The following is a 20286-nucleotide window of genomic DNA, read 5'->3' as shown; positions in this document are numbered from 1 at the left end:
ATGGTTACTCTCAAGGCCGCCACTTCGGCCCTCATCCTGATCGATCTGATGGACCGGATCGTCGGCCTCCCGCTGGAGCCGCGGGCGGGCGTCGAGGTCGTGGACGCCGCGCTGGAGCTGGCCGCCGCCTTCCGTGCGGCGGGCGCCTCGGTGATCGCGGTCCGGGTGGAGCGGCCGGACGTGGCGGAGCAGCCGCCCGGCAGCGACCTGCTGCCGGAGGTCGCCGAGGTGGCGGACGCGGTGGTGGTCAAGCGGACCATCGGCGCGTTCCACAACACCGGCCTGGACGGGTTCCTGCGCCAGCAGGGCGTGAACACCCTGGTGTTCGCGGGCATCGCGACCAACCTGGGCGTGGAGTCCACGGCCCGCGCGGCCGCCGACCACGGCTACCGGCTGGTGTTCGTCGAGGACGCCATGGCCGCGCTGACGGCCGAGGAGCACCAGGCCGCGATCGCCCTCGACCTCCCCCGCTTCGGCGAGGTGATCACCCGCGACACCCTCCACCTCGCCTGATCCGGCTCACCACCCCCGATCCGGCCTCAGGCAGGCCGGATCAGCCCGCTCGCCAGCCCCGCCGCGATCGCGGCGGTCCGGGAGTCGACGCCCAGCTTGTCGTAGATGTGCACCAGGTGCGTCTTCACCGTGGCCTCGCTGATGAACAGCCGCTTGGAGATCTGCCGGTTGGCGAGCCCGGCGGCCAGCAGCTGGAGGATCTCCGTCTCGCGCGGGGAGAGCGTCGGCCGTCCCGCCCGGACCCGGCCCAGCAGCCGGGCGGCGACCGGCGGCGCGAGGACGGTCTCGCCGCGGGCGGCGGCGTGCACCGCCGTGGCGACCTCCTCCGGCGGCGCGTCCTTGAGCAGGTACCCGGTGGCCCCGGCCTCGACGGCGGCGAGGATGTCGGCGTCGGTGCTGTACGTGGTCAGGATGAGCACGGCGGGCGGGTCGGGCAGGGCGGTGATCCGGCGGGTGGCCTCGACGCCGTGCATGCCGGTGCCCATCTGCAGGTCCATCAGCACCACGTCGGGCCGCCGCTCCAGGGTGTCGAGCAGCGCCAGGGCGGCGGCGCCGTCGGCCGCCTCGCCGACCGCCTCCACCTCCGGCAGGTCGTCCACCATGGCGCGCAGGCCCCGCCGCACCACCGGGTGGTCGTCCACCAGCATCACCCGGATCACCGCGCACCCCCCGCCCCGGCCTGCCCGGCCACGACCGGGACCTCGACAACCGGAACCGCCTCCCCCATGGCCTCGATCGCCCGCAGCGGCAGCGCCACCGCGACCGCCGTGCCCTCCCCGGGAGCGGACTCCACGGTGAGGTGGCCGCCGAGCGCGGCGATCCGCTCGTGCATGCCGTGCAGGCCGAAGGAGCCGGGCGAGGGGACCGCCGCCGGGTCGAAGCCCACGCCGTCGTCGAAGACGTCCAGGGTCACCTCGTCGTCCAGGTAGGCGAGGGTGACGGCGATCCGCCGGGCCCGGGCGTGCCGGACGGCGTTGGCCAGCGCCTCCTGGGTGAGCCGCAGCAGCGCCACCTCGGCCTCGACCGGCAGCGGGTACGGCTCGCCGTCCAGGTGGAAGTCGGCCTCGGCGCCGCCGGCGAGCCGGCGCAGCGCCTCGGTGAGGGTGGCGTCGTCGAGCGCGGGCGGGGTGAGGGCGTGGACGAAGCGGCGGGCCTCGGCGAGGTTGACGGAGGCGGTCTGCCCGACCTCGCGGATCCGTTCGGCGGCGGTGGCTGGGTCGCCGGGCAGCGCCGACTCGGCGGAGCGGGCCAGCAGCACGATGCTGGACAGGCCCTGGGCGAGGGTGTCGTGGATCTCCCGGGCGAGCCGCTGGCGTTCGGCGAGCCGGCCGGCCTCGCGCTGGGTGGCGGCGAGCTGGTCGCGGGTACGGACCAGGTCGTCGATCAGCTGCTGGCGCTGGCGGCCCTCCCGGTACAGGGCGGCGTAGCCGTACGCGGTGAGCAGGGCGACGGCGGCGCCCGCCAGCGGGCCGAGGACCTTGGCGGTGGTGAGCCCGCCGGGGGTGGAGGCCTGGGCGGCGATCACCACGCCGGTGAGGCCGGCCACGGCGGGCAGGGCCCAGCGGACCGGCAGCAGGTGGAGGCAGACGAAGTACAGCGGGAAGGCGAGGTAGCAGAACTCCGGGTGCTGGAGGGTGAGTCCGATCCAGAGCAGCACCACGCTGCCGAACCACAGCGCGGCCCACGGCCGGGTGCTGCGGACCTGTTCTGCCACGCCCCCCGACGCGTAGACGGCCGCGAGCACCCCGGCCGTGGCCAGCCCGCCGGGTCCGAGGTCGTGGCCGAGGAGGCCGCGGGCCCCCAGCACGCCCAGCAGGGTGAAGAACAGCCCGTGCAGGGCGAGGTTCATCAACCGCAGGGCGGGGGTGTTCGCAGAATGGCCGGGACCCTCAGGTGCGGGTGGTTCGGTACGGGTCACGCCTTCCGAGGGTACGGGCTGCGGGCTGCCGCCCGGCCGGTGAGGGCATCAACCGTTCGATTGATCTTCGGCTGCACCGCCCGTGGGGGTCGGCATCCGTTCCTCTCCCCGATGCCGGCGGCGCCCGTCGCCGGACAGGGTGGGGGGTGTCCTCACCCCTCTCTCCGGAAGGTCCCCGTGTTCGTCGCACTGCGTGACATCCGCTTCGCCAAGGGCAGGTTCGCCCTGATGGCCGTGGTCGTCACCTTGATAACCACTCTGGTCGTCTTCCTGTACGGCCTGACCGGCGGGCTGTCGGCCGCCGCCTCCTCGGCCGTCGCAGAGCTGCCGGCCGACCGGATCGTCTTCGGTGCCCCGGCGGGTGCCGCGCCGACCGTGTCGTTCAGCAACAGCACGGTCTCCCCGGCCCAGCAGGAGGCGTTCGCGGCCGCCGAGGGCGTGACGGCGGCCCGGCCGCTGGGGGTCTCGCTGACCCGGCTGACCGCCAGCGGGGCGGCGGCCTCGGTGAGCGTGCTGGGCACGGACTCCGCCCTGCTGCCGCCGCTGCTCTCCGGCACGGCCCCGCAGGAGGGGCAGGTGGCGGTGGGCACCGGCACGGCGGAGCTGTACCGGCTGGCCGTCGGCGACCCGGTGAAGGTCGGGCCGCGGACGCTGACCGTCTCCGGGCTGACCGCCGACCGCTCCTACTCGCACGCGCCCTCGGTGTGGACCACGCTCGCCACCTGGGAGCAGCTCAGCGGGCAGAACCAGCCGACCGCGCTGGCCCTGTCCGGCTCCGGCGCGCACCTGGCCGCGGTGGACGCGCGGCAGGGCACCGAGACGGTGACCGTCGCGGACGCGCTGTCGGGGATCAACGGGTACGCGGCGGAGCGCGGCAGCCTGCAGATGATCCAGGGCTTCCTGTTCGCGGTGAGCGCCCTGGTGGTGGGCGCCTTCTTCACGGTCTGGACGGTGCAGCGGCGGCCGGACGTGGCGGTGCTCAAGGCGGTCGGCGCGAGCAGCGGCTACCTGGTCCGGGACGCGCTGGCGCAGGCGGCCGTGGTGCTGGTGGCCGGCGCGGGGCTGGGCGGCACGGTCGGCGGGGTGGGCGGGCTGTTCGCCTCCGCCTCGGTGCCGTTCGACGTGAGCCTGCTGAACGTGGCCGTCCCGGTGGGGGTGATGGTGCTGCTCGGCCTGGCCGGCGCGGCGCTGGCCGTCCGCCGCATCACCTCCGTCGACCCGCTGGCCGCCCTGGGAGCCAACCGATGACCACCGCCCTGAAGACCCGTACCGGCCTCGCCCTGCGCGGGGTGACCCTGACCTACCCGGACGGCGAGAGCCGGCTGACCGCGCTGGACGCGGTGTCGCTGGAGGTGGCGCCGGGCGAGTTCGTCGCGGTGGCCGGGCCGTCCGGGTCAGGCAAGTCCAGCCTGCTGGCGGTGGCGGCGACCCTGCTGCGGCCGGACTCCGGCGAGGTGCTGGTCGACGGCCGGGACGCGGGAACGCTGGACGACCGGTCCCGGACGGCGCTGCGCCGGGAGCGGCTGGGCATCGTCTTCCAGCAGTCCAACCTGCTGGCCTCGCTGACCGCGGTGGAGCAGCTGCTGGTGCTGGAGTCGGTGCGCGGCGGCCGGCCGAAGGCCGCCCGGCGGCGGGCCGAGGAACTGCTGGAGTCGGTCGGCCTGGACGCGGCCAAGCGGCGGCGCCGCCCGCACCAGCTGTCCGGCGGCGAGCGCCAGCGGGTGAACATCGCCCGGGCGCTGTTCGGCGAGCCCTCGGTGCTGCTGGTGGACGAGCCGACCTCGGCGCTGGACCACGAGCGGGGCGAGCAGATCGTCGACCTGCTGACCCGGATCACCCGGGAGCACGGCACGGCCACCGTGATGGTCACCCACGACCGGGCCCTGCTGGGCCGGGTCGACCGGGTGCTGGAGATGCGGGACGGCCGGCTGCGCTGAGCGGCCTGGTCGGCCGAGCGCTCGCTAGCGGGTGCCGAGGCGCAGCGCGGGGCGCGGGTCCTCGACGGCCTCGGCACCGGCGGCCCAGAGCGAGCGGATGTGGCCCAGGTGGCGGGCCATGCACTCCTCGGCGGCCTCGGCGTCGCCGGAGATCATCAGGTCGAGCAGCTCCAGGTGCTCCTCGGCCGAGGAGGCGAGTTCGCCGCGCTGGTCCAGCCGGGTGAGCCCGTACAGCCGGGAGCGCTTGCGCAGGTCGCCGACGGTCTCCACCAGGCGGGCGTTGCCGGCCAGGCCCAGCAGGTCGAGGTGGAACTGCCGGTCGGCCTCCAGGTACCCGATGAGGTCGTGCTTGCGGGCGGCCGCGACGATGGCCTCGGCCTGCGGGCGCAGCGCCTCCAGCTGCTCGGCGGTGGCGGTGCGGGTGACCCGGCCGACCGTCGGGACCTCGATCAGCGCGCGGATCTCGGTGTACTCGTCGAGGTCGCGCTCGCTGAGCTCGGTGACCCGGAAGCCCTTGTTGCGGACGGCCTCCACCAGGCCCTCGCGGGCGAGGTCGAGCATGGCCTCGCGGACGGGGGTGGCGGAGACGCCGAAGTCGGCGGCGAGGGCGGGGGCGGAGTAGACCACGCCGGGGCGCAGCTCACCGGAGATCAGCGCCGCGCGCAGCGCGTGGGCGACCTGGTCGCGGAGCCGCTCCTGGACCGAGATGAGGGTGCGGGGCTTGAGGTCCGCCATGGTGTTCCTCCGGAGGTTTGCAGGACCTCATCGTACAATGTCACGTTGCGGTGGCCGGTTGCTCGTACTGCGCCGCGGCGACCGCCAGGTCCTGCCAGGCCATGCCGACGCTCTTGAAGAACCTCGGCCGATTCTGGGGTACAACTGCCCTTCCGGTCATCAGTTCTGACAGATTAGCAAGGCTGCCCTCTCCTGCCCCGGCGAGCAGCAGGTCACCGGCCTCCCGGCGGGCCGCCGCCCGGGCCTCCACGTACAGCGCCGAGCGGCGCACCAGCTCGCCGTCCACCTCCCGCGCGTCCGGCTCGTGCGAGCCGACGGCGGCGACCGCGGCGTGGTCCGGCACCAGCCGTCCGTCGAACAGCGGGGTGCGGGCCGTGGTGCAGCAGACCACCAGGTCGGCCCGCCGGACGTCCTCGGGCGAGCCGGTCCGGGCGTCCAGGCCCAGGCCGCGGGCGTGGGCGGCGAGCTCCTCGGCGGGCGCCGCCCGGCGGCCCACCACGGTCACGGCGGTCAGCGGCCGGATCGCCCGCAGCGCCGCCAGGTGCCCGTACGCCTGCGGTCCGGTGCCGAACAGCACCAGGTGCGCGGCCGCCGGGTCGGCCAGCCGGTCCAGGGCGAGGGCGGTGACCGCGGGGGTGCGCAGGGCGGTGAGGGCGGCGCCGTCCAGCAGGGCCAGCGGGCGCAGGGTCGGACCGTCGAGCAGCAGGTAGCTGCCGGTGATCCGGGGCAGGCCGCGGGCCGGGTTGTCCCGGGCCACCCCGGCGATCTTCACCCCGGCGTAGCGCCGGTCGGCCGCCGGCATCAGCAGCAGCTCGCCGGCCGGGACGGGCAGCCCGGTCCGGGCCGGGCCCGTCTCCGGGTCGAGGCCGTCGAGCAGGACGCGCTCCAGGGCCGCGACGGCCTCGGCCGGGGTGAGGGTGACATCGAGCAGGGCGGGCGGGGTGGTCACGGGTCTCACTCTCGCAGACGGCACGGGAAACGGGGCGGGCCACCGAACGGCCCGGGTCAGAGCAGGAACCCGGTGCCGAGCGGGTCCTCGGTGTCCAGGACGAAGCGGTGCTCGCCGGTCCGGTGGGCGCTGCCGGTGACCTCGGTGAGGATGCCGTCCCGGTGCTCGCCGGCGAGCCGGCCGGTGAAGACGGTGCCGATCACCGACTCGTGCCGGAGCTCCTCGCCCGGGCCGAGCCGCCCGTCCACGGCCAGCAGGGCGAGCCGGGCCGAGGTACCGGACCCGCACGGCGAGCGGTCGATCTGCCCGTCCGCGAAGACCGTGACGTTGCGCTGGCTCGGCCCGGCCGGGGTGTCCGGCAGGTCCTCGTGGAGGATCACGCCGTAGACCCCGGACAGCCGCGGGTCCGACGGGTGCCGGGTGGCCGGCTCCGCCGCCAGCGCGGCCCGGATCTCCCGGCCGGCGGCGGTCAGCTCGGGCAGCTGCTCCGGGACGACCGCCAGGCCCAGGTCCGCGGCCCGCACCGAGGCGTAGCAGGCGCCGGCGTGCGCCAGGTCGACGCCGACCGTGCCCCGCGAGGTCGCCACCGGCAGCTTGCGGGCACTCACCAGGGTCGGCACGTTCCGGAAGGTCACCGCGGTGGTCCGGCCGCCGGCGCGGTGCACGGCGGCGGTCACCCGGCCGGACGGGACGTCGATCCGGACCCGGGCGGTGCCGTCGGCGGGCGCCGCGACCAGCCCGGAGTCCACCGCCCACGCGCCCAGCGCGATGGTGCCGTGGCCGCAGGCGGTGGAGTAGCCGTCCTTGTGCCAGAACAGCACGCCCAGGTGCGCCTCCGCGTCGTCCGGCGGGACGAGGAAGCCGCCGTACATCCCGGCGTGGCCGCGCGGCTCCCGGGTGAGCAGCCGGCGGACGTCGTCCAGCGCGCTCGGCCGGGGCCGGGTGGCGGTGCCGCCGGCGCCGACGGCGATCGCCCGGCGCTCGGCGACGGTGTCCCCGGGGATCGGCGGCAGCCCGGCGGTGACGATCCGGAACGGCTCGCCGGCCGTGTGGTAGTCGGTGGTGGCGACGTTCATCGCGGGGTCCCGGCGGGCAGCAGGGTGACCGTCCGGGAGGCGGTGTAGAAGTCCAGCACCGCCTGGCCCTGCTCGCGGGAGCCGTAGCTCGCCGACCTGGCACCGCCGAACGGCAGGTGGAAGTCGACGCCGCTGGAGGGCGCGTTCACCCGGATCATGCCGGCGTCCAGCCGGTCGGCGGCGGCCAGCGCGGTGTCCAGGTCCCGGCTGTGCACCGAGGTGGCCAGGCTGTGCGAGGTGGCGTTCGCCAGCGCGATCGCCTCGTCCAGGTCGGCCGCCCGCAGCAGCACCGCCACCGGGCCGAAGAACTCCTCGGCGAGTAGCGGGTGCCCGGCCGGGACGTCCTCCAGCAGGGTGGGCTCCAGGTACCAGCCCGCCCGGTCGGCCCGGTCGCCGCCGGCCAGCACGGTCGCGCCGGCGGCACGGGCGGAGTCCACCGCCCCGGTGATCCGGGCGAGCGCCGCCTCGCCGATCACCGGGCCGCAGACCGTCCGTTCCTCGGCCGGGTCCGCCGCCGGCACCGCGGCCAGCGCCTTCACCAGCGCTTCCCGCAGCGGCTCGTACGCCTCGCCGACCGCGATCACCCGGCTGGTGGCGGTGCACTTCTGACCCGCGTACCCGGCGATCGCCGCCGCCAGGTGGCCGGCCGCCTGCCCGAGGTCGGCGTCCGGCAGCACCAGCGCCGCGTTCAGCCCGCCCATCTCCGCCTGGACCGGCACCCCCCGCCCGGAGGTCGCCGCCACCACCGCCCGGCCGACCGCGGTGGACCCGGTGAACGACACCACGTCCGCCGCCGCGACCAGCGCCTCCCCCTCCTCCGCGCCGCCCGGGACCACCGCGAACACGTCCGCCGGGAGGCCCGCCTCCACCGCCAGCTCGGCCAGCCGCAGGGCGCACGCCACCGCCTCCGGCGCGGGCTTCAGCACCACCGCGTTGCCCACCGCCAGAGCGGGCGCCGCCTTCCACGTCGGGATCGCCAGCGGGAAGTTCCACGGCGTGATCAGACCCGCCACCCCGTACGGACGGCGCCGGGTCAGCAGCAGGCCCTCACCGGCGGCCGGCTCGTGCACCGCCCCCGCGGGGGCGAACGGCGCCTGCGCGTAGTACCGCCAGATGGCGGCCGTCCGCGCGACCTCGCCCCGCGCCTCGGCGACCGGCTTGCCCACCTCCCGCACGATCAGCGCGGCCAGCTCCGCCGCCCGTGCCTCGACCGCCTCGGCGAACCGGCCCAGCGCGGCGGCCCGCACGGCCGCCCCCGCGGCCCACCACCCCGCCTGCGCGGCCCGGGCCCGCTCCACCGCCGCCCCGACCCCGTCGCTCCCGGCCGCCTCCACGGCCACCACCAGATCCCCCGGCTCCGCCGGGTTGTACGAACTGACGATCACAGCCAACTACCTTTCAACGAAGTACAGGAACGCAAGCGGGTCCATCGCAAGCGGGTCCATCAGCGGGCGCGGGGCACTGCGCGAACCGGAAGACCGCCTCCCCGCAGCCCGACTCCCACCGGACGGTGCACCGCCTTCCGACCCCGCTGCCCACGGCTTCAGAGCAGGAACCCCGCCGGAAACGGATCACTCGGGTCGAGGAAGTACTGCGCCGTCCCGGTGACCCACGCCCGCCCGGTGACCGTCGGCACCACCGCCGGCCGTCCGGCCACCGTGGTCTCCTCCACCAGCCGTCCGGTGAAGCTCGTCCCGATGAAGGACTCGTTGACGAAGTCCGTCCCCACCGGCAGTTCACCCCGGGTGTGCAGCTGGGCCATCCGCGCCGAGGTCCCCGTCCCGCACGGCGACCGGTCGAACCACCCGGGGTGGATGGCCATCGCGTGCCGGGAGTGCCGTGCGGTCGAGCCCGGGGCGAGCAGCTGGACGTGGTGGCACCCGTTGATCGCCGGGTCCTCCGGGTGGACCGGCCGGTCCTCGCCGTTGACGGCGGCCATCAGGGCCAGGCCGGCATCGAGGATCTCTTGCTTCCGCGCCCGGTCGAACGGCAGCCCGAACTCCTCCAGCGGCAGGATCGCGTAGAAGTTCCCGCCGTACGCGAGGTCGTACCGCACGGTCCCGTACCCGGGCACCTCGATCTTGCGGTCCAGTCCCACCGTGTACGAGGGCACGTTGCGGATGGTCACCGCCTTCGCGGCGCCGTCCTCCACCCGGACCTCGGCGATCACCAGCCCGGCGGGGGTGTCCAGCCGGACGGTGGTGACCGGTTCGACGACCTCCACCATCCCGGTCTCGACCAGGACGGTGGCGACGCCGATGGTGCCGTGCCCGCACATCGGCAGCAGCCCGGACACCTCGATGTAGAGGACGCCGAAGTCGGCGTCCGGCCGGGTCGGCGGCTGGAGGATCGCGCCGCTCATCGCCGCGTGGCCGCGCGGCTCGTACATCAGCAGGGTGCGGAAGTGGTCCAGGTGCTGCTGGAAGTGGACCCGGCGCTCGGCCATGGTGGCGCCGGGGATGGTGCCGAACCCGCCGGTGATGACCCGGGTGGGCATGCCCTCGGTGTGCGAGTCGACGGCGTGGAAGACGTGGCGGCTGCGCATGGTGGTCGGTACTCCCTCTCCTGCTCTCCCTGATCCGCTTCCGCAGGATCCCCTACCCCGGGGGACGGCCCGCCCCCGGGGTTTCCGGCCCACCGGCTACTTGAGGCCCTCGGCGAGCGCCTTCTCGGTGGCGGCGCGGACCGCGGCGTCGATCTCCGCGGTGAGCGGCAGGCGCGGCGGGCGGGTCGGGCCGCCGCGGCGGCCGGCCAGGTCCATGGAGAGCTTGATGGCCTGGACGAACTCGGTCTTGGAGTCCCAGCGCAGCAGCGAGTGCAGCGACCGGTAGAGCGGCAGGGCGGTGTCCAGGTCGCCCGAGACGGCGGCGTGGTACAGGGTGGCGGAGGCCTGCGGCAGGGCGTTCGGGTAGCCGGCGATCCAGCCGACGGCACCGGCCAGGGCCAGCTCCAGCAGCACGTCGTCGGCGCCGATCAGCAGGTCGAGGCCGGGGGCGAGCTCGGCGATCTCGTAGGCCCGGCGGACGTCGCCGCTGAACTCCTTGACGGCCACGATCGAGCCCTCGGCGTGGAGCTGGGCGAGCAGCTCGGGGACGAGGTCGACCTTGGTGTCGATGGGGTTGTTGTAGGCGACGATCGGCAGCCCGGCCCGGGCGACCTCCGCGTAGTGGGCGCGGACGGCGGCGGTGTCGGCGCGGTACGCGTTCGGCGGGAGCAGCAGGACGGAGCCGGCGCCGGCCTCTGCGGCCTGCTCGGCCCAGCGGCGGGACTCGGCGCTGCCGTACGCGGCGACGCCGGGCATCACCCGGGCGCCGTCGCCGGCGGCCTCGACGGCGGTGGTGACGACGCGGGCCCGCTCCTCGGGGGTCAGCGTCTGGTACTCGCCGAGCGAGCCGTTGGGGACGACGCCGTCGCAGCCGTTGTCGATCAGCCAGCGGACGTGCTCGGCGTAGGCGTCGTAGTCGACGGAGAGGTCGTCCCGCAGGGGCAGCGTGGTGGCGACCATGATGCCGCGCCAGGGACGGGTGGGGTCGTGGGGCACGAGAGACACGGGGGCAACTCCCTAGATGTGATGTGTGACATTTTATAGATGGACGAGGAAACCCACAAGGTCCCGCGCCGCACGTCACGGGCCCGGTGGAAGCATCGGGCCCGACCGTACGCATCAGGCCGGTCGAAGCGTCCACCGCACGCGTCGGGTCCGGTCGACCGGCCGACAGGGCGGCCGGCCGACCGGAGGCTCAGAGCTCGGCCTCGCCGAGGTCGGCGAGCCGGGCCAGCGGCACCGGGCAGGCCAGCGGGCGGCTGTCCGGCCGCGGCGGGTGGGACGGGTGCGGGCCGCCGGCCAGGCAGGCCACCGCGGGCCCGCACATCCGGCCCTGGCACCAGCCCATCCCGGCCCGGGTGAGCAGCTTGACCGTCCGGGCGTCCCGCGCGCCGAGCTCCTCGACGGCCTCGGTGATCCGGGCCGCCGTGACCTCCTCGCAGCGGCAGACGTCGGTCTCCGGAGTGAGCCAGCCGGTCCAGCCCGTCCCGGGCCGGTGCGCGGCGGCCATCAGCTCGGCGAACGCCCGCCGCCGGTCGCGGCGCCGCCGGGCCCCGGCGGGTGCGGGCCGGCCGGCCACCGCGTGGGCGGCCAGGACGCCCTCGGCGAGGGCCAGGTCGGCCCCGCCGACGCCGCAGGTCTCCCCCGCCGCGTACAGGCCGGGCAGGCTGGTGCGCTGCTCGGCGTCCACGGCGAGCGCCACGGTGCCGTCCGGGGTGGCGCGGGTGTCGGCGCCGAGTTCGGTGGCCAGCTCGATCTGCGGGACCAGCCCGTGGCCGACGGCCACCGCGTCGCAGGCGATCCGCCGCTCGGTGCCGGGCACCGGACGCCAGTCGCGGTCCAGCCGGGCCACCGTCACGGCGGTCACCCGGTCGGTGCCGTGTGCCTCGACCACGGCGCTGCGGCGGCGCAGCCGGACGCCGTGCCTCAGCAGGGCGGCGCCGTGCTGAGCGCCCTCCACCAGCTTGGCCGGGTTGGCCGCCAGCGTCTTCAGGCCCCGGGCGTAGCCGAGGTAGTCGGTGGCCTCGACCACGGCGGGGACGGCGGCGCCGGCGGTGACCAGCGAGGAGGCGGCGGCCAGCAGCAGCGGTCCGCTGCCGGCGACCACCACCCGGCGGCCGGGCAGCACCAGGCCGGACTTCAGCATCGCCTGGGCGCCGCCGGCGGTGACCACCCCGGGCAGGGTCCAGCCGGGGAAGGGCAGTTGGCGCTCGTACGCGCCGGTGGCGAGCAGCACGGCGGCGGCGTCCAGCACCTCACCGGGCGGGGCGTCCGGGCCCTGGTGGTGGCCGGTGAGGTGGAGCCGCCAGCCGTCCGCGCGGCGGCCGGCCGTCCAGACCTGGCGGTCGGGCAGGTGGGTGATCCGCGGGTGGCCGTCCAGGCGGGCGGCGAGGCGGGCGAACGTCTCCCAGCCGTGGTGCAGCCGCTCGGGGTGGGCGGCGCCGAGTTCGGGCGCGGGGTGCCGGTAGAACTGGCCGCCGGCGCGCGGGCCGGCGTCGACCAGGGCGCAGCGCAGACCGAGGTCGGCGGCGGTGACGGCGGCGGCCAGCCCGGCCGGTCCGGCGCCGATCACCGCGAGGTCGTACGGTGCGCCGCCGCGCGGCCCGGGGTCAGACGGCGAGGTCGGCACGGCCGTGGCCCTCCTGGGTGGTGACGGTGTCGCCGGGGCGGGCCGGCAGCAGGCAGGTGCGCTGGTTGGGGCGGCCGTTGACGGTGGCGAGGCAGTCGAAGCAGACGCCGATGCCGCAGAACGCGCCGCGCGGGCGGCCGCCGACGCGGGTGGTGCGCCAGGCGGTGATGCCCTCGGCCCAGAGCGCGGCGGCGATGGTCTGCCCGGGCAGGGCGGGCACCGGGCGGCCGTCGAACTCGATGTGGTGGGCGGGCGCGGGCTCCGCGCCGACCAGGTCGGCTGGGGTTCGGGCCACGGTCAGTCCAATCCAGGGTCGGCGAAGCGGTCGGGGCGGAAGGGAGCGGGGTCCAGCGTGGGGCGGCGGCCGGTGAGCTGCTCGCCGATCAGCAGGCCGGTGGCGGGGGCCAGGCCGATGCCGGCGCCCTCGTGGCCGCAGGCGTGGTAGAGGCCGGGGACCCGGGGGTCGGCGCCGACGGCGGGCAGGTGGTCCGGCAGGTACGGGCGGAAGCCGCGGTAGGCGCGCTGCACCTGGACCTCCCGCAGGACCGGGAAGAGCGCGGCGGCCTGGGCGGCCAGCCGGTGCAGGGCCGGCACCGACAGGGTGCGGTCGAAGCCGACCCGTTCCCGGGTGGCGCCGATCAGCACCGGGCCGCCCGGGGTGCCCTCCACCACGGCGGAGCTCTGCAGGCCGGCGGAGCCGCTGGCCACGTCGGCGACGTAGTCGGCGGCGTACACCTTGTGCCGGACGATCCGCGGCAGCGGCTCGGTGACCAGGACGAAGCCGCGCCGGGGCATCACCGGCAGGTGCACCCCCGCCAGCCGGGCCACCTCGCCGCCCCAGGTGCCGGCGGCGTTCACCACGGCCGGGGCGTCCAGGCGGCGGCCGGCGGTGGTGACCCCGGCGACGGCGCCGGAGGCGTCCCGGCGGACGGCCTCCACGGCCTCGCCGAGGTGGAGTTCGGCGCCGGAGGCGCGCAGCAGCCGGGCGGCGGCCAGGGCGGGCTGCACCTGGGCGTCCTGCCGGTAGTGGAAGCCGCCGGCCAGGCCCTCGGCCAGGTGCGGCTCCAGGGTGCGCAGCCCGTCCGCGGCGATCTCGGTGCTCTCCACCCCGGCCTTGGCCTGGCCGGCCGCGAAGGCCCGCAGGGCGGTCATCGAGTCCTCGCCGGTGGCGACCACCAGGCCGCCCTTGGGCTCGTACTCGATCAGCTCGCCGAGGTCGGCGCCCAGCTCGCGCCAGAGCCGCGTGGAGAGCAGGGCGAGATCGAGCTCGGGGCCGGGTTCCTTGTCGGAGACCAGCAGGTTGCCCTCGCCCGCGCCGGTGGTGCCGCCGGCCACCGGGCCGCGGTCGACCACGGCGACCCGCAGGCCGGCCAGCGAGGCATAGTACGCGCAGGCGGCGCCGACGACCCCGGCACCGATCACCACGACGTCGTGGGAGGATCGCTTGAGCACCTCAGTAATATGTCACATGGTCTGACCCCCTGCCAACCAGGCCCGACCGGACCCGACGGACCGGGACGGCCGAGCCCCCGGGAACGCGGGAAGCCCCGGCCCGAGGGCCGGGGCTTCCCGAGGACGCGGGCACGATCAGGTGATGTCGTCCATCTCCTCGCGGCGCGAGGCGGGCACCGCCGCCGTCGCCGCGGGAGCCGCGGAGGCGTCCACCGCCTCGGCCCCGGCGACCGCGTCCACCGTGAGGTCCAGCTCGGAGGCCTCGTCGTCCTCCAGCCCCGCGTCGGGGTTGCGCCGGGCCCGGCGCTTGTCGTTGAGGATCGCGATGCCGACGGCCAGGAAGTAGAAGGCGCAGAGCGGAGCGGCCAGCGCCAGCATGGAGAGCGGGTCCGCGCCCGGGGTGACGAAGGCCGCGAACACCGTGATGCCCATGACCATGCCGCGCCACCAGCCCAGCAGCCGCTTGCCGGTGACCACGTGAGCGAAGTTCAGCATCACCAGCAGCAGCGGGAACTCGAAGCCCAGGCCGAAGACCACGACCATCCGGGTCGCGATGTCCAGGTAGTCGTCCACCGGCATGATCGCGGTGGACCAGGTCGGCGAGAGCGAGATCAGCATCTCGGTCGTGGTCGGCAGCACCGCGTACGCGAAGGCCACGCCGCCGAGGAACAGCGGGGTGCCCGCGCCGAGGAAGGTGAGCGAGTAGCGCTTCTCGTGCTTGTGCAGACCCGGCGCGACGAACCGCCACAGCTGGTACAGCCAGACCGGCACGGCGGCCACCAGACCGGTCGTGAGGCTGACCTTCAGCACCAGGGTGAACGGCGCGATCAGGCCGATGGTCGAGACCATCGCACACCGTTCCTGGCCTCCCAGCGGCTTGCCGTCCGGCCCGCACTGCGGGATCGGCGCGGTCAGGAAGTCGATGATCTCGCGGTAGAAGAAGGCCGCGGCGATGGTGAGGACCAGGATCGCCAGCACCGACTTGACCAGCCGGTTGCGCAGCTCGCGAAGGTGCTCGGTGAGCGCCATCCGCCCCTCAGGGTCCTTCGGCGTGTTGGATTTGCTCAACCCCGGTCCTCGAACTCGTGTGGCCGGGCCCGCCCCGCGGCGGACACCCGGTGGGCCTGCGGCGATGGTAACCGCTGCCGGTGGCGGTGCGGCACCCACCGAGCGTACCGGGCCTCACCGCGCGGTCAGCGCCCGGCCAGGCCCCCGGAGGCCCGGGCGACCGCCCGGGAGGCGGAGTCCACCTCGCGGGCCAGCGCCCGGACGTCCAGCCAGACCCGCCCGGCCAGGACTCCCAGCACGAGCAGGCCGGCGGTGGACAGGAGGACGGCGGCGACGATGGTCCAGGACATGGGCCCGACCCTATCCGTCCAGCGGCAGCAGCCGCATGGTCCGCACCCCCGCGCCGGTGAGCGCGGCGACGATCTTCTCCCCGGCGGTCTTGCGGACGGACGCGCCGCAGGCCGGGCAGGTGAAGCTGTAGAACGTCCGCTCCCTGGTCGTGCCGAGCGCCAGGCGGATCTCGGCGGCGGCCAGCTCGACCTTCTCCCGGCACTGCGAGCAGTAGACCTTGAACCGGACCCCCGCGCCCTGTTCCTCCCCCACGTCCGTCAGGCCCGTCCGTCCCCGTCCGGCAGGGCCGCGTAGCCCTCCAGCGCGGCCAGCGCGGCCGCCCGGGCCTGCTCGGCCAGCGCCGGCGGCGAGACGATCCGCCCGTCCCGGCCGAGCCGCAGCGCCAGCGGGCGCAGCCCGGACGGGTCGGCGCTGCGCAGGGTGATCCGCAGGCCGCCGTCCGGCAGCTCCTCGGCGGCGTCGTGGGTGTAGTACTCGGCGACCCAGCGGCCGGCCGGGCCGACCTCGACCACCACCTCGGGGTCGTCGGCGGCCGGGCTGACCAGCCCGGCCGACAGGTCGCGGGGCTGCAGCCGGGGCGGGTTGGCCGGCTCGTCCAGCACCTTGATCTCGGCCACCCGGTCCAGCCGGAAGATCCGCCGGTCCTCGGAGGTGCGGCACCAGCCGTCCAGGTAGGTGTGGCCCTCGGTGACCAGCCGGATCGGGTCGACCTCGCGCTCGGTCATCCCGCCGCGGCCGTGCGACCAGTAGCGCAGCCAGATCAGCCGGCCCTCGCTGAGGGCGCGGTCGATGTCGGCGAAGACCTGGCCCTCGGCCTCGAAGGTGACGCCGACCCGGGCGCTGGACTCAGCGTTCTCGCCGGCCGCGTCCTCGATCTTGGCCACCGCCCGGGTGAGTGCCTGCCGGTCGCGCTCGCGCAGGCCCGGCAGGCCGGCCACCGCGCGGGCGGCGACCAGCAGCGCGGTCGCCTCGTCGGCGGCCAGCCGCAGCGGCTGGGCCACGTCGTCGACGTTGTGCCACCAGATCCGGTCGCCGTCGGTGTCGATGTCCAGCAGGTCGCCGCCGCGGAAGCTGGTGCCGCACATCGGCAGCACGTTGAGGTCGCCGATCAGCTCGCGCTCGGAGATGCCGAAGGCGCGGGCCACCTCGGCCACCTCGGCGCCGGGGCGCTCGCGCAGGTAGGTGACCAGGGAGAGCATCCGCCGGGTCTGGTCGATCGCATTGCTCATGACTGCCTCACTCCCCCAGTCCGGCCACGGCGCGCAGCCGGTCGATGACATCGGCCCGCAGGTCGTCCGGCCCGATCACGAGCACGTCGGGACCGAACTCGGCGAGGTCGGCGCCGAGGCCGTGGCCGTACGGGATCTCCAACTCGTCCCACTGGTCGTCGACCGGGCGGGTGGCCAGCGCCCGGGCGCTGAGCGGGAAGGCGGCGCCGCGGCGCAGCCGGACGGTCGCGGTGGAGGTGGCGCCCTCCCCGGCGAACCGGGCGACGTACGCCCGGACGTCCACGTGCTCGGGGACGGTACCGGTGAAGCCGCCGGCCTTGGAGCGGACCTTGCCGGTGATCCGGCTGAGCCGGAAGACCCGGGCGCTGGCCCGGTCGCGGTCCCAGCCGGCCAGGTACCAGTGGCCGCGCCAGCACTCCAGCGCCCAGGGCTCGACCGCGCGCTGCTCGGCGACCGCGGCCCCGGCCTTGCGGTACTCGAAGGTCACCGGGCGGCGGTCGCGGGCGGCCACCAGCAGCGGCTCGAAGGCCGCCTCGCGGGCCGGGATCCGCGGCTCCAGGGCGGAGTGCTCGCTGTCCTCGGCGAACGGGACGCCAGCCGCGCGCAGCTTCTGCAGCGCGCCGCTGGCCGCGCCGGACATCTTGGCCTGCTGCCACACCCGGGCGGCCAGGCTGAGCGCGGCCGCCTCCTCGGCGTCCAGCGAGATCTCCGGCAGCCGGTTGCGGTCGCGGCGGGCCAGGTAGCCGATCTCGCCGTCGAGCGCGTTCTCGTCCACGTCGATGACCAGGCCCAGTTCCCGCAGGTCGTCCTTGTCCCGCTCGAACATGCGGTTGAAGGCGTCCTCGCTGCCCTGGTGCCAGGCTTCCCGGTAGGCCTCGATGGACTCCCGCAGCTCCTTCTTGGAGAGCGGACGTCTGGTGTTCATCAGGCACAGGGCGAGGTTCATCAGCCGCTCTGCCTTGGCGATCGCCATCGCTGACCCTTCCTGGGGGTTCTGGGGCTCGTCGATCTGCGCGGCCCTGCGCGGACCCGCGCGGACCCGACCGTACCGGTACCGGCACATGGAGTAAAAGCCGAGCCCCCGGCACCGCGGTGCCGGGGGCTCGGTCCGTGTACCCGAGGGTCAGACGCTGATCAGGTCGACGACGAAGATCAGGGTCGAACCGGCCGGGATCAGCGGGCTGGGCGACTGGTTCCCGTACGCCAGGTGCGGCGGGATGATCAGCTCGCGGCGGCCGCCGACCTTCATGCCCTCGACGCCCTGGTCCCAGCCCTTGATGACGCGGCCCGCACCGAGCGGGAAGCGGAAGGTCTGGTTGCGGTTCCAGGAGGCGTCGAACTCCTCGCCGGAGGCGAAGGTGACACCGACGTAGTGAACCTCGACCACGGCGCCGGCCTTGGCCTCCGCGCCGGTACCGACGACGATGTCGCGGGTCTGCAGCTCCTTCGGCGGCTCGCCGCCCGGGAAGTCGATCTCGGGCTTGCTGATGCTCACAGCTGACTCTTTCCGTTCGGTGGTGCGGTCAGTACCGGCCGGAGCCGGCTACTGATCCATTCTCGCCCATCAGTCGGCCGCGCCGACCCCCGCATCGAGGATGTCGATCACGAAGACCAGAGTGGCGTTCGGCGGGATGGTGCCCTGACCCTTGTCGCCGTACGCCTGGGCGGCCGGGATCACCAGCTCGATCCGGCTGCCGACGGTCTGCCCGGTGACGCCCTTGTCCCAGCCCTCGATGACGCCGCCGCCACCGGTGACGAAGGAGAACGCCTGCCCGCGCTCCAGCGAGGAGTCGAACTTCTTGCCGTCCTTGTACAGCGCGCCGGTGTACTGGACCAGGACCTTCTCGCCGGACTCGACCTTGCGGCCCTTGCCCTGGATCAGGACGTGCGACTTGAGGTCGGTCGGGTCGGCCGCGCCCGGCACCGGGGTGATCTCGGCGGGCTTCTTGCCGTTGTCCTTGACCTTCGGCATGTCGGCCGGCGGCGCGGTCATGTCGCCGCTGAGCACGGCGTCCGGCGCGGTGGCGTTCTTGATGTCCACCACGAACACCAGGTTGTCCTTCGGGCCGACCTCCATGCCCTGGTTGCCCTCCTCGCCGAAGGCGGCGGCGGGCGGGGCGACGATCAGCAGCCGGCTGCCCGCCTTGTGGCCGGTGACGGCCTTGTCCAGGGCCGGGATCAGCTTGCCGGAGTCGGCCTGGAACAGCTGCGGCTTGCCGGTCTCGTAGCTGCCCTTGATCTCCTTGCCGGTGCCCCAGTTCATCGCCGAGAAGTCGACGCTGACCCAGCTGCCCTTGTCGACCTTGCCGCCGCTGCCGGAGGTCAGCTCCTTGACCACGAAGGTGCCGTCGGCGGCCTCCTTGGGCAGCTCGATGGTGGCCTTCTTGCCGAACTCGCCGGTGACGTTCGGCAGCACCTTGGCGCTGTCCTTGATCGGCGGGACCGGCTCCACGCTGGGCGTCGGGGCCACCGAGGACGAGGGCTTGGCCTTGGGGGTGACGGACTTGTCGTCCTTGTTCACCACGTACAGGGTGACGCCGCTGCCGACCAGCAGCAGGGCGATCACGGTGCCCAGCACCACGCCCAGCTTGCCGACACCCGGCGGGTCCTCCCCGTACCCGGCCTCGGAGAGCTCCTGGCGGCGCACGGTGGAGGCGAACACCTTGGGCTCGTCCGCCGGGGCGCCGGACGCGGACTGCGCGGGGACCTGCCCCCAGCCGGCCTGCTGCTTCAGGATCGCGGGCGGGACGACGATCGACTCGCCGTCGCCCGGCCGCAGGTTGCCCGTGGTGTCGGCCTCGCCCGGGCTCGACGCTTTCTCAGACATGACTCCCCATTCATCTCGCCCGACGACACTCCGGAGTGCGGAAGGGCAGCAGTATGTCAGGTCGACATGAGAGCGGTCAGACCGCCTCGAGGATGTCGATCACGAAGACCAGGGTGGAGTTGGCGGGGATCGAGCCGCTGGTCTTGTCGCCGTAGCCGAGGGACGGCGGGACGACCAGCATCACCCGGCTGCCCACGGTCTGCCCGACCAGCCCCTGGTCCCAGCCCTTGATCAGGCTGCCGGTGCCCACCTGGAGCGCCTGGGCGCCGCCGTGGTTCCACGAGGAGTCGAACTGCTTGCCGTCCGTCCAGGTCACCCCGGTGTACTGGACCAGCAGGGTCTGGCCCGCCTTGACCTCCGGGCCGTCGCCCTTCACCAGGACGAACGTCTGCAGGTCGGTCGGCGGCGCCTGGCCCGCCGGGACGGTGATGGTCGGCGCGGCCTTGCCGTTGTCCTTCACCTGCGGCATGTTCGCCGGCGGCTGGGTCATCGTGCCGGAGATGGTCGAGTCCTGCGGCACGGTCTGCACGATGTCCAGGACGAAGACCACGGTGTCGTCCTTGCCCACGCCCAGCGCGGTGCTGCCCTCGGAGCCGAACCCGGCCGCCGGCGGGGCCACCACCAGCAGCCGGCTGCCCACCTTCTTGCCCACCACGCTCTGGTCGAAAGCCGGCACCAGCTGCCCGTTGCCCGCCTGGTACAGCTGCGGCTTGCCACCGGAGTCGTACGAGCTGGGCAGGTCCTTGCCGGTGGTCCAGTCCTTGGCGGTGTAGTTGACCGTCACCCAGTCGCCCTTGGCCACGGTCGGGCCGTCGCCCTCCTTGGCCACGGCGACCACGAACTCGCCGCTGGGGTTCTCACCCGGGATGGTGATGGTCGCCTTCTGGCCGACCTCCCCGGAGACGGTCGGCATCGGCGAGGCCGACTCGACCGGCGTGGGTGCCGCGGCCGCCGAGGCGGAGGCGGTCGGGGTCACCCCCGGGGACGAGGAGGAGCCGCTGCTGCACGCGGCCAGCAGCACGGCGAGGGGCACGACCAGGAGACCGGCGATTCGACGCATGGGCCCCAGCGTATTGCCCCATTCGTCCGGGATCCCGCAGGCGCGGGGGTGGCCGCG

The 20286-nt window shown here is 74.8% G+C and carries 22 protein-coding genes; 3 read left to right on the top strand and 19 right to left on the bottom strand.

Annotated features, from left to right (window positions below):
- Complete coding sequence (locus ABWK59_RS28060) at positions 1-513, top strand: isochorismatase family protein (RefSeq protein ID WP_354643425.1); 513 nt, start codon at positions 1-3, stop codon at positions 511-513.
- Between the two features lie 26 nt (positions 514-539).
- Here ABWK59_RS28060 and ABWK59_RS28055 read toward each other — a convergent pair whose 3' ends face one another.
- Positions 540-1172, bottom strand: a complete 633-nt coding sequence (locus ABWK59_RS28055) for a response regulator transcription factor (protein ID WP_354643424.1) — start codon at positions 1170-1172, stop codon at positions 540-542.
- The gene (locus ABWK59_RS28050) at positions 1169-2362 is read right to left on the bottom strand and encodes a sensor histidine kinase (RefSeq protein ID WP_354643423.1); all 1194 of its coding nucleotides are present in this window, start codon (positions 2360-2362) and stop codon (positions 1169-1171) included. The genes ABWK59_RS28055 and ABWK59_RS28050 overlap by 4 nt, the downstream gene beginning before the upstream one ends.
- A gap of 246 nt (positions 2363-2608) precedes the next feature.
- Between ABWK59_RS28050 and ABWK59_RS28045 the strand changes: the two genes are divergently transcribed.
- Together ABWK59_RS28045 and ABWK59_RS28040 are read left to right on the top strand one after the other, a co-directional pair.
- The gene (locus ABWK59_RS28045; RefSeq protein WP_354643422.1) at positions 2609-3679 is read left to right on the top strand and encodes an ABC transporter permease; all 1071 of its coding nucleotides are present in this window, start codon (positions 2609-2611) and stop codon (positions 3677-3679) included.
- The gene (locus ABWK59_RS28040; RefSeq protein WP_354643421.1) at positions 3676-4368 is read left to right on the top strand and encodes an ABC transporter ATP-binding protein; all 693 of its coding nucleotides are present in this window, start codon (positions 3676-3678) and stop codon (positions 4366-4368) included. The genes ABWK59_RS28045 and ABWK59_RS28040 overlap by 4 nt, the downstream gene beginning before the upstream one ends.
- A gap of 24 nt (positions 4369-4392) precedes the next feature.
- Here the strand turns inward: ABWK59_RS28040 and ABWK59_RS28035 are convergent, their stop codons facing one another.
- The 17 genes from ABWK59_RS28035 to ABWK59_RS27955 all read right to left on the bottom strand — a co-directional run bounded on the left by ABWK59_RS28035 (position 4393) and on the right by ABWK59_RS27955 (position 20229).
- A complete protein-coding gene (locus ABWK59_RS28035) occupies positions 4393-5103 on the bottom strand; it encodes a GntR family transcriptional regulator (protein WP_354643420.1) in 711 nt (236 codons plus the stop codon).
- 40 nt (positions 5104-5143) lie between these two features.
- Positions 5144-6052, bottom strand: a complete 909-nt coding sequence (locus tag ABWK59_RS28030; RefSeq protein WP_354643419.1) for an ornithine cyclodeaminase family protein — start codon at positions 6050-6052, stop codon at positions 5144-5146.
- A 56-nt stretch (positions 6053-6108) separates the two neighbouring features.
- Complete coding sequence (locus tag ABWK59_RS28025) at positions 6109-7128, bottom strand: proline racemase family protein (protein WP_354643418.1); 1020 nt, start codon at positions 7126-7128, stop codon at positions 6109-6111.
- Complete coding sequence (locus ABWK59_RS28020; RefSeq protein WP_354643417.1) at positions 7125-8513, bottom strand: aldehyde dehydrogenase family protein; 1389 nt, start codon at positions 8511-8513, stop codon at positions 7125-7127. The genes ABWK59_RS28025 and ABWK59_RS28020 overlap by 4 nt, the downstream gene beginning before the upstream one ends.
- A 158-nt stretch (positions 8514-8671) precedes the next feature.
- On the bottom strand, positions 8672-9673 hold the full coding sequence (locus tag ABWK59_RS28015; RefSeq protein WP_354643416.1) for a proline racemase family protein: 1002 nt from the start codon (positions 9671-9673) through the stop codon (positions 8672-8674).
- A 96-nt stretch (positions 9674-9769) separates the two neighbouring features.
- Positions 9770-10633 carry a dihydrodipicolinate synthase family protein gene (locus tag ABWK59_RS28010; RefSeq protein WP_354645129.1) on the bottom strand — a complete coding sequence of 288 codons (864 nt, stop codon included), beginning with the start codon at positions 10631-10633 and terminating at the stop codon, positions 9770-9772.
- A gap of 235 nt (positions 10634-10868) precedes the next feature.
- The gene (locus ABWK59_RS28005; RefSeq protein ID WP_354643415.1) at positions 10869-12302 is read right to left on the bottom strand and encodes an NAD(P)/FAD-dependent oxidoreductase; all 1434 of its coding nucleotides are present in this window, start codon (positions 12300-12302) and stop codon (positions 10869-10871) included.
- Positions 12283-12597: a (2Fe-2S)-binding protein gene (locus tag ABWK59_RS28000; RefSeq protein WP_354643414.1), complete on the bottom strand. Its 315-nt coding sequence runs from the start codon at positions 12595-12597 to the stop codon at positions 12283-12285. Before ABWK59_RS28000 ends, ABWK59_RS28005 begins: the two co-directional genes overlap by 20 nt.
- Before the next feature lie 2 nt (positions 12598-12599).
- The gene (locus ABWK59_RS27995) at positions 12600-13754 is read right to left on the bottom strand and encodes an NAD(P)/FAD-dependent oxidoreductase (protein ID WP_354643413.1); all 1155 of its coding nucleotides are present in this window, start codon (positions 13752-13754) and stop codon (positions 12600-12602) included.
- Positions 13755-13889: 135 nt separating this feature from the next.
- A complete protein-coding gene (tatC, locus tag ABWK59_RS27990) occupies positions 13890-14783 on the bottom strand; it encodes a twin-arginine translocase subunit TatC (protein WP_420492954.1) in 894 nt (297 codons plus the stop codon).
- 164 nt (positions 14784-14947) lie between these two features.
- Entirely contained in the window at positions 14948-15112 is a 165-nt protein-coding gene (locus ABWK59_RS27985) for a hypothetical protein (protein WP_354643411.1), read from the bottom strand.
- A gap of 10 nt (positions 15113-15122) precedes the next feature.
- Positions 15123-15365: a hypothetical protein gene (locus tag ABWK59_RS27980; protein WP_354643410.1), complete on the bottom strand. Its 243-nt coding sequence runs from the start codon at positions 15363-15365 to the stop codon at positions 15123-15125.
- A gap of 5 nt (positions 15366-15370) precedes the next feature.
- Positions 15371-16342, bottom strand: coding sequence for a helix-turn-helix transcriptional regulator (locus ABWK59_RS27975; RefSeq protein WP_354643409.1), 972 nt, complete (start codon positions 16340-16342; stop codon positions 15371-15373).
- Between the two features lie 7 nt (positions 16343-16349).
- Positions 16350-17315 carry a helix-turn-helix transcriptional regulator gene (locus tag ABWK59_RS27970; protein WP_354643408.1) on the bottom strand — a complete coding sequence of 322 codons (966 nt, stop codon included), beginning with the start codon at positions 17313-17315 and terminating at the stop codon, positions 16350-16352.
- Between the two features lie 150 nt (positions 17316-17465).
- The gene (locus ABWK59_RS27965; RefSeq protein WP_354643407.1) at positions 17466-17837 is read right to left on the bottom strand and encodes an FKBP-type peptidyl-prolyl cis-trans isomerase; all 372 of its coding nucleotides are present in this window, start codon (positions 17835-17837) and stop codon (positions 17466-17468) included.
- Positions 17838-17906: 69 nt separating this feature from the next.
- Entirely contained in the window at positions 17907-19169 is a 1263-nt protein-coding gene (locus ABWK59_RS27960) for an FKBP-type peptidyl-prolyl cis-trans isomerase (protein WP_354643406.1), read from the bottom strand.
- A gap of 76 nt (positions 19170-19245) precedes the next feature.
- Positions 19246-20229: an FKBP-type peptidyl-prolyl cis-trans isomerase gene (locus ABWK59_RS27955; protein ID WP_354643405.1), complete on the bottom strand. Its 984-nt coding sequence runs from the start codon at positions 20227-20229 to the stop codon at positions 19246-19248.
- Between the last annotated feature and the right edge of the window lie 57 nt (positions 20230-20286).

Source organism: Kitasatospora sp. HUAS MG31, from assembly GCF_040571325.1.
Classification (GTDB): Bacteria; Actinomycetota; Actinomycetes; order Streptomycetales; family Streptomycetaceae; genus Kitasatospora; species Kitasatospora camelliae.
The sequence above is the reverse complement of the archived record's forward strand: the minus strand, read 5'-3'. Positions and strand labels throughout refer to the sequence as shown.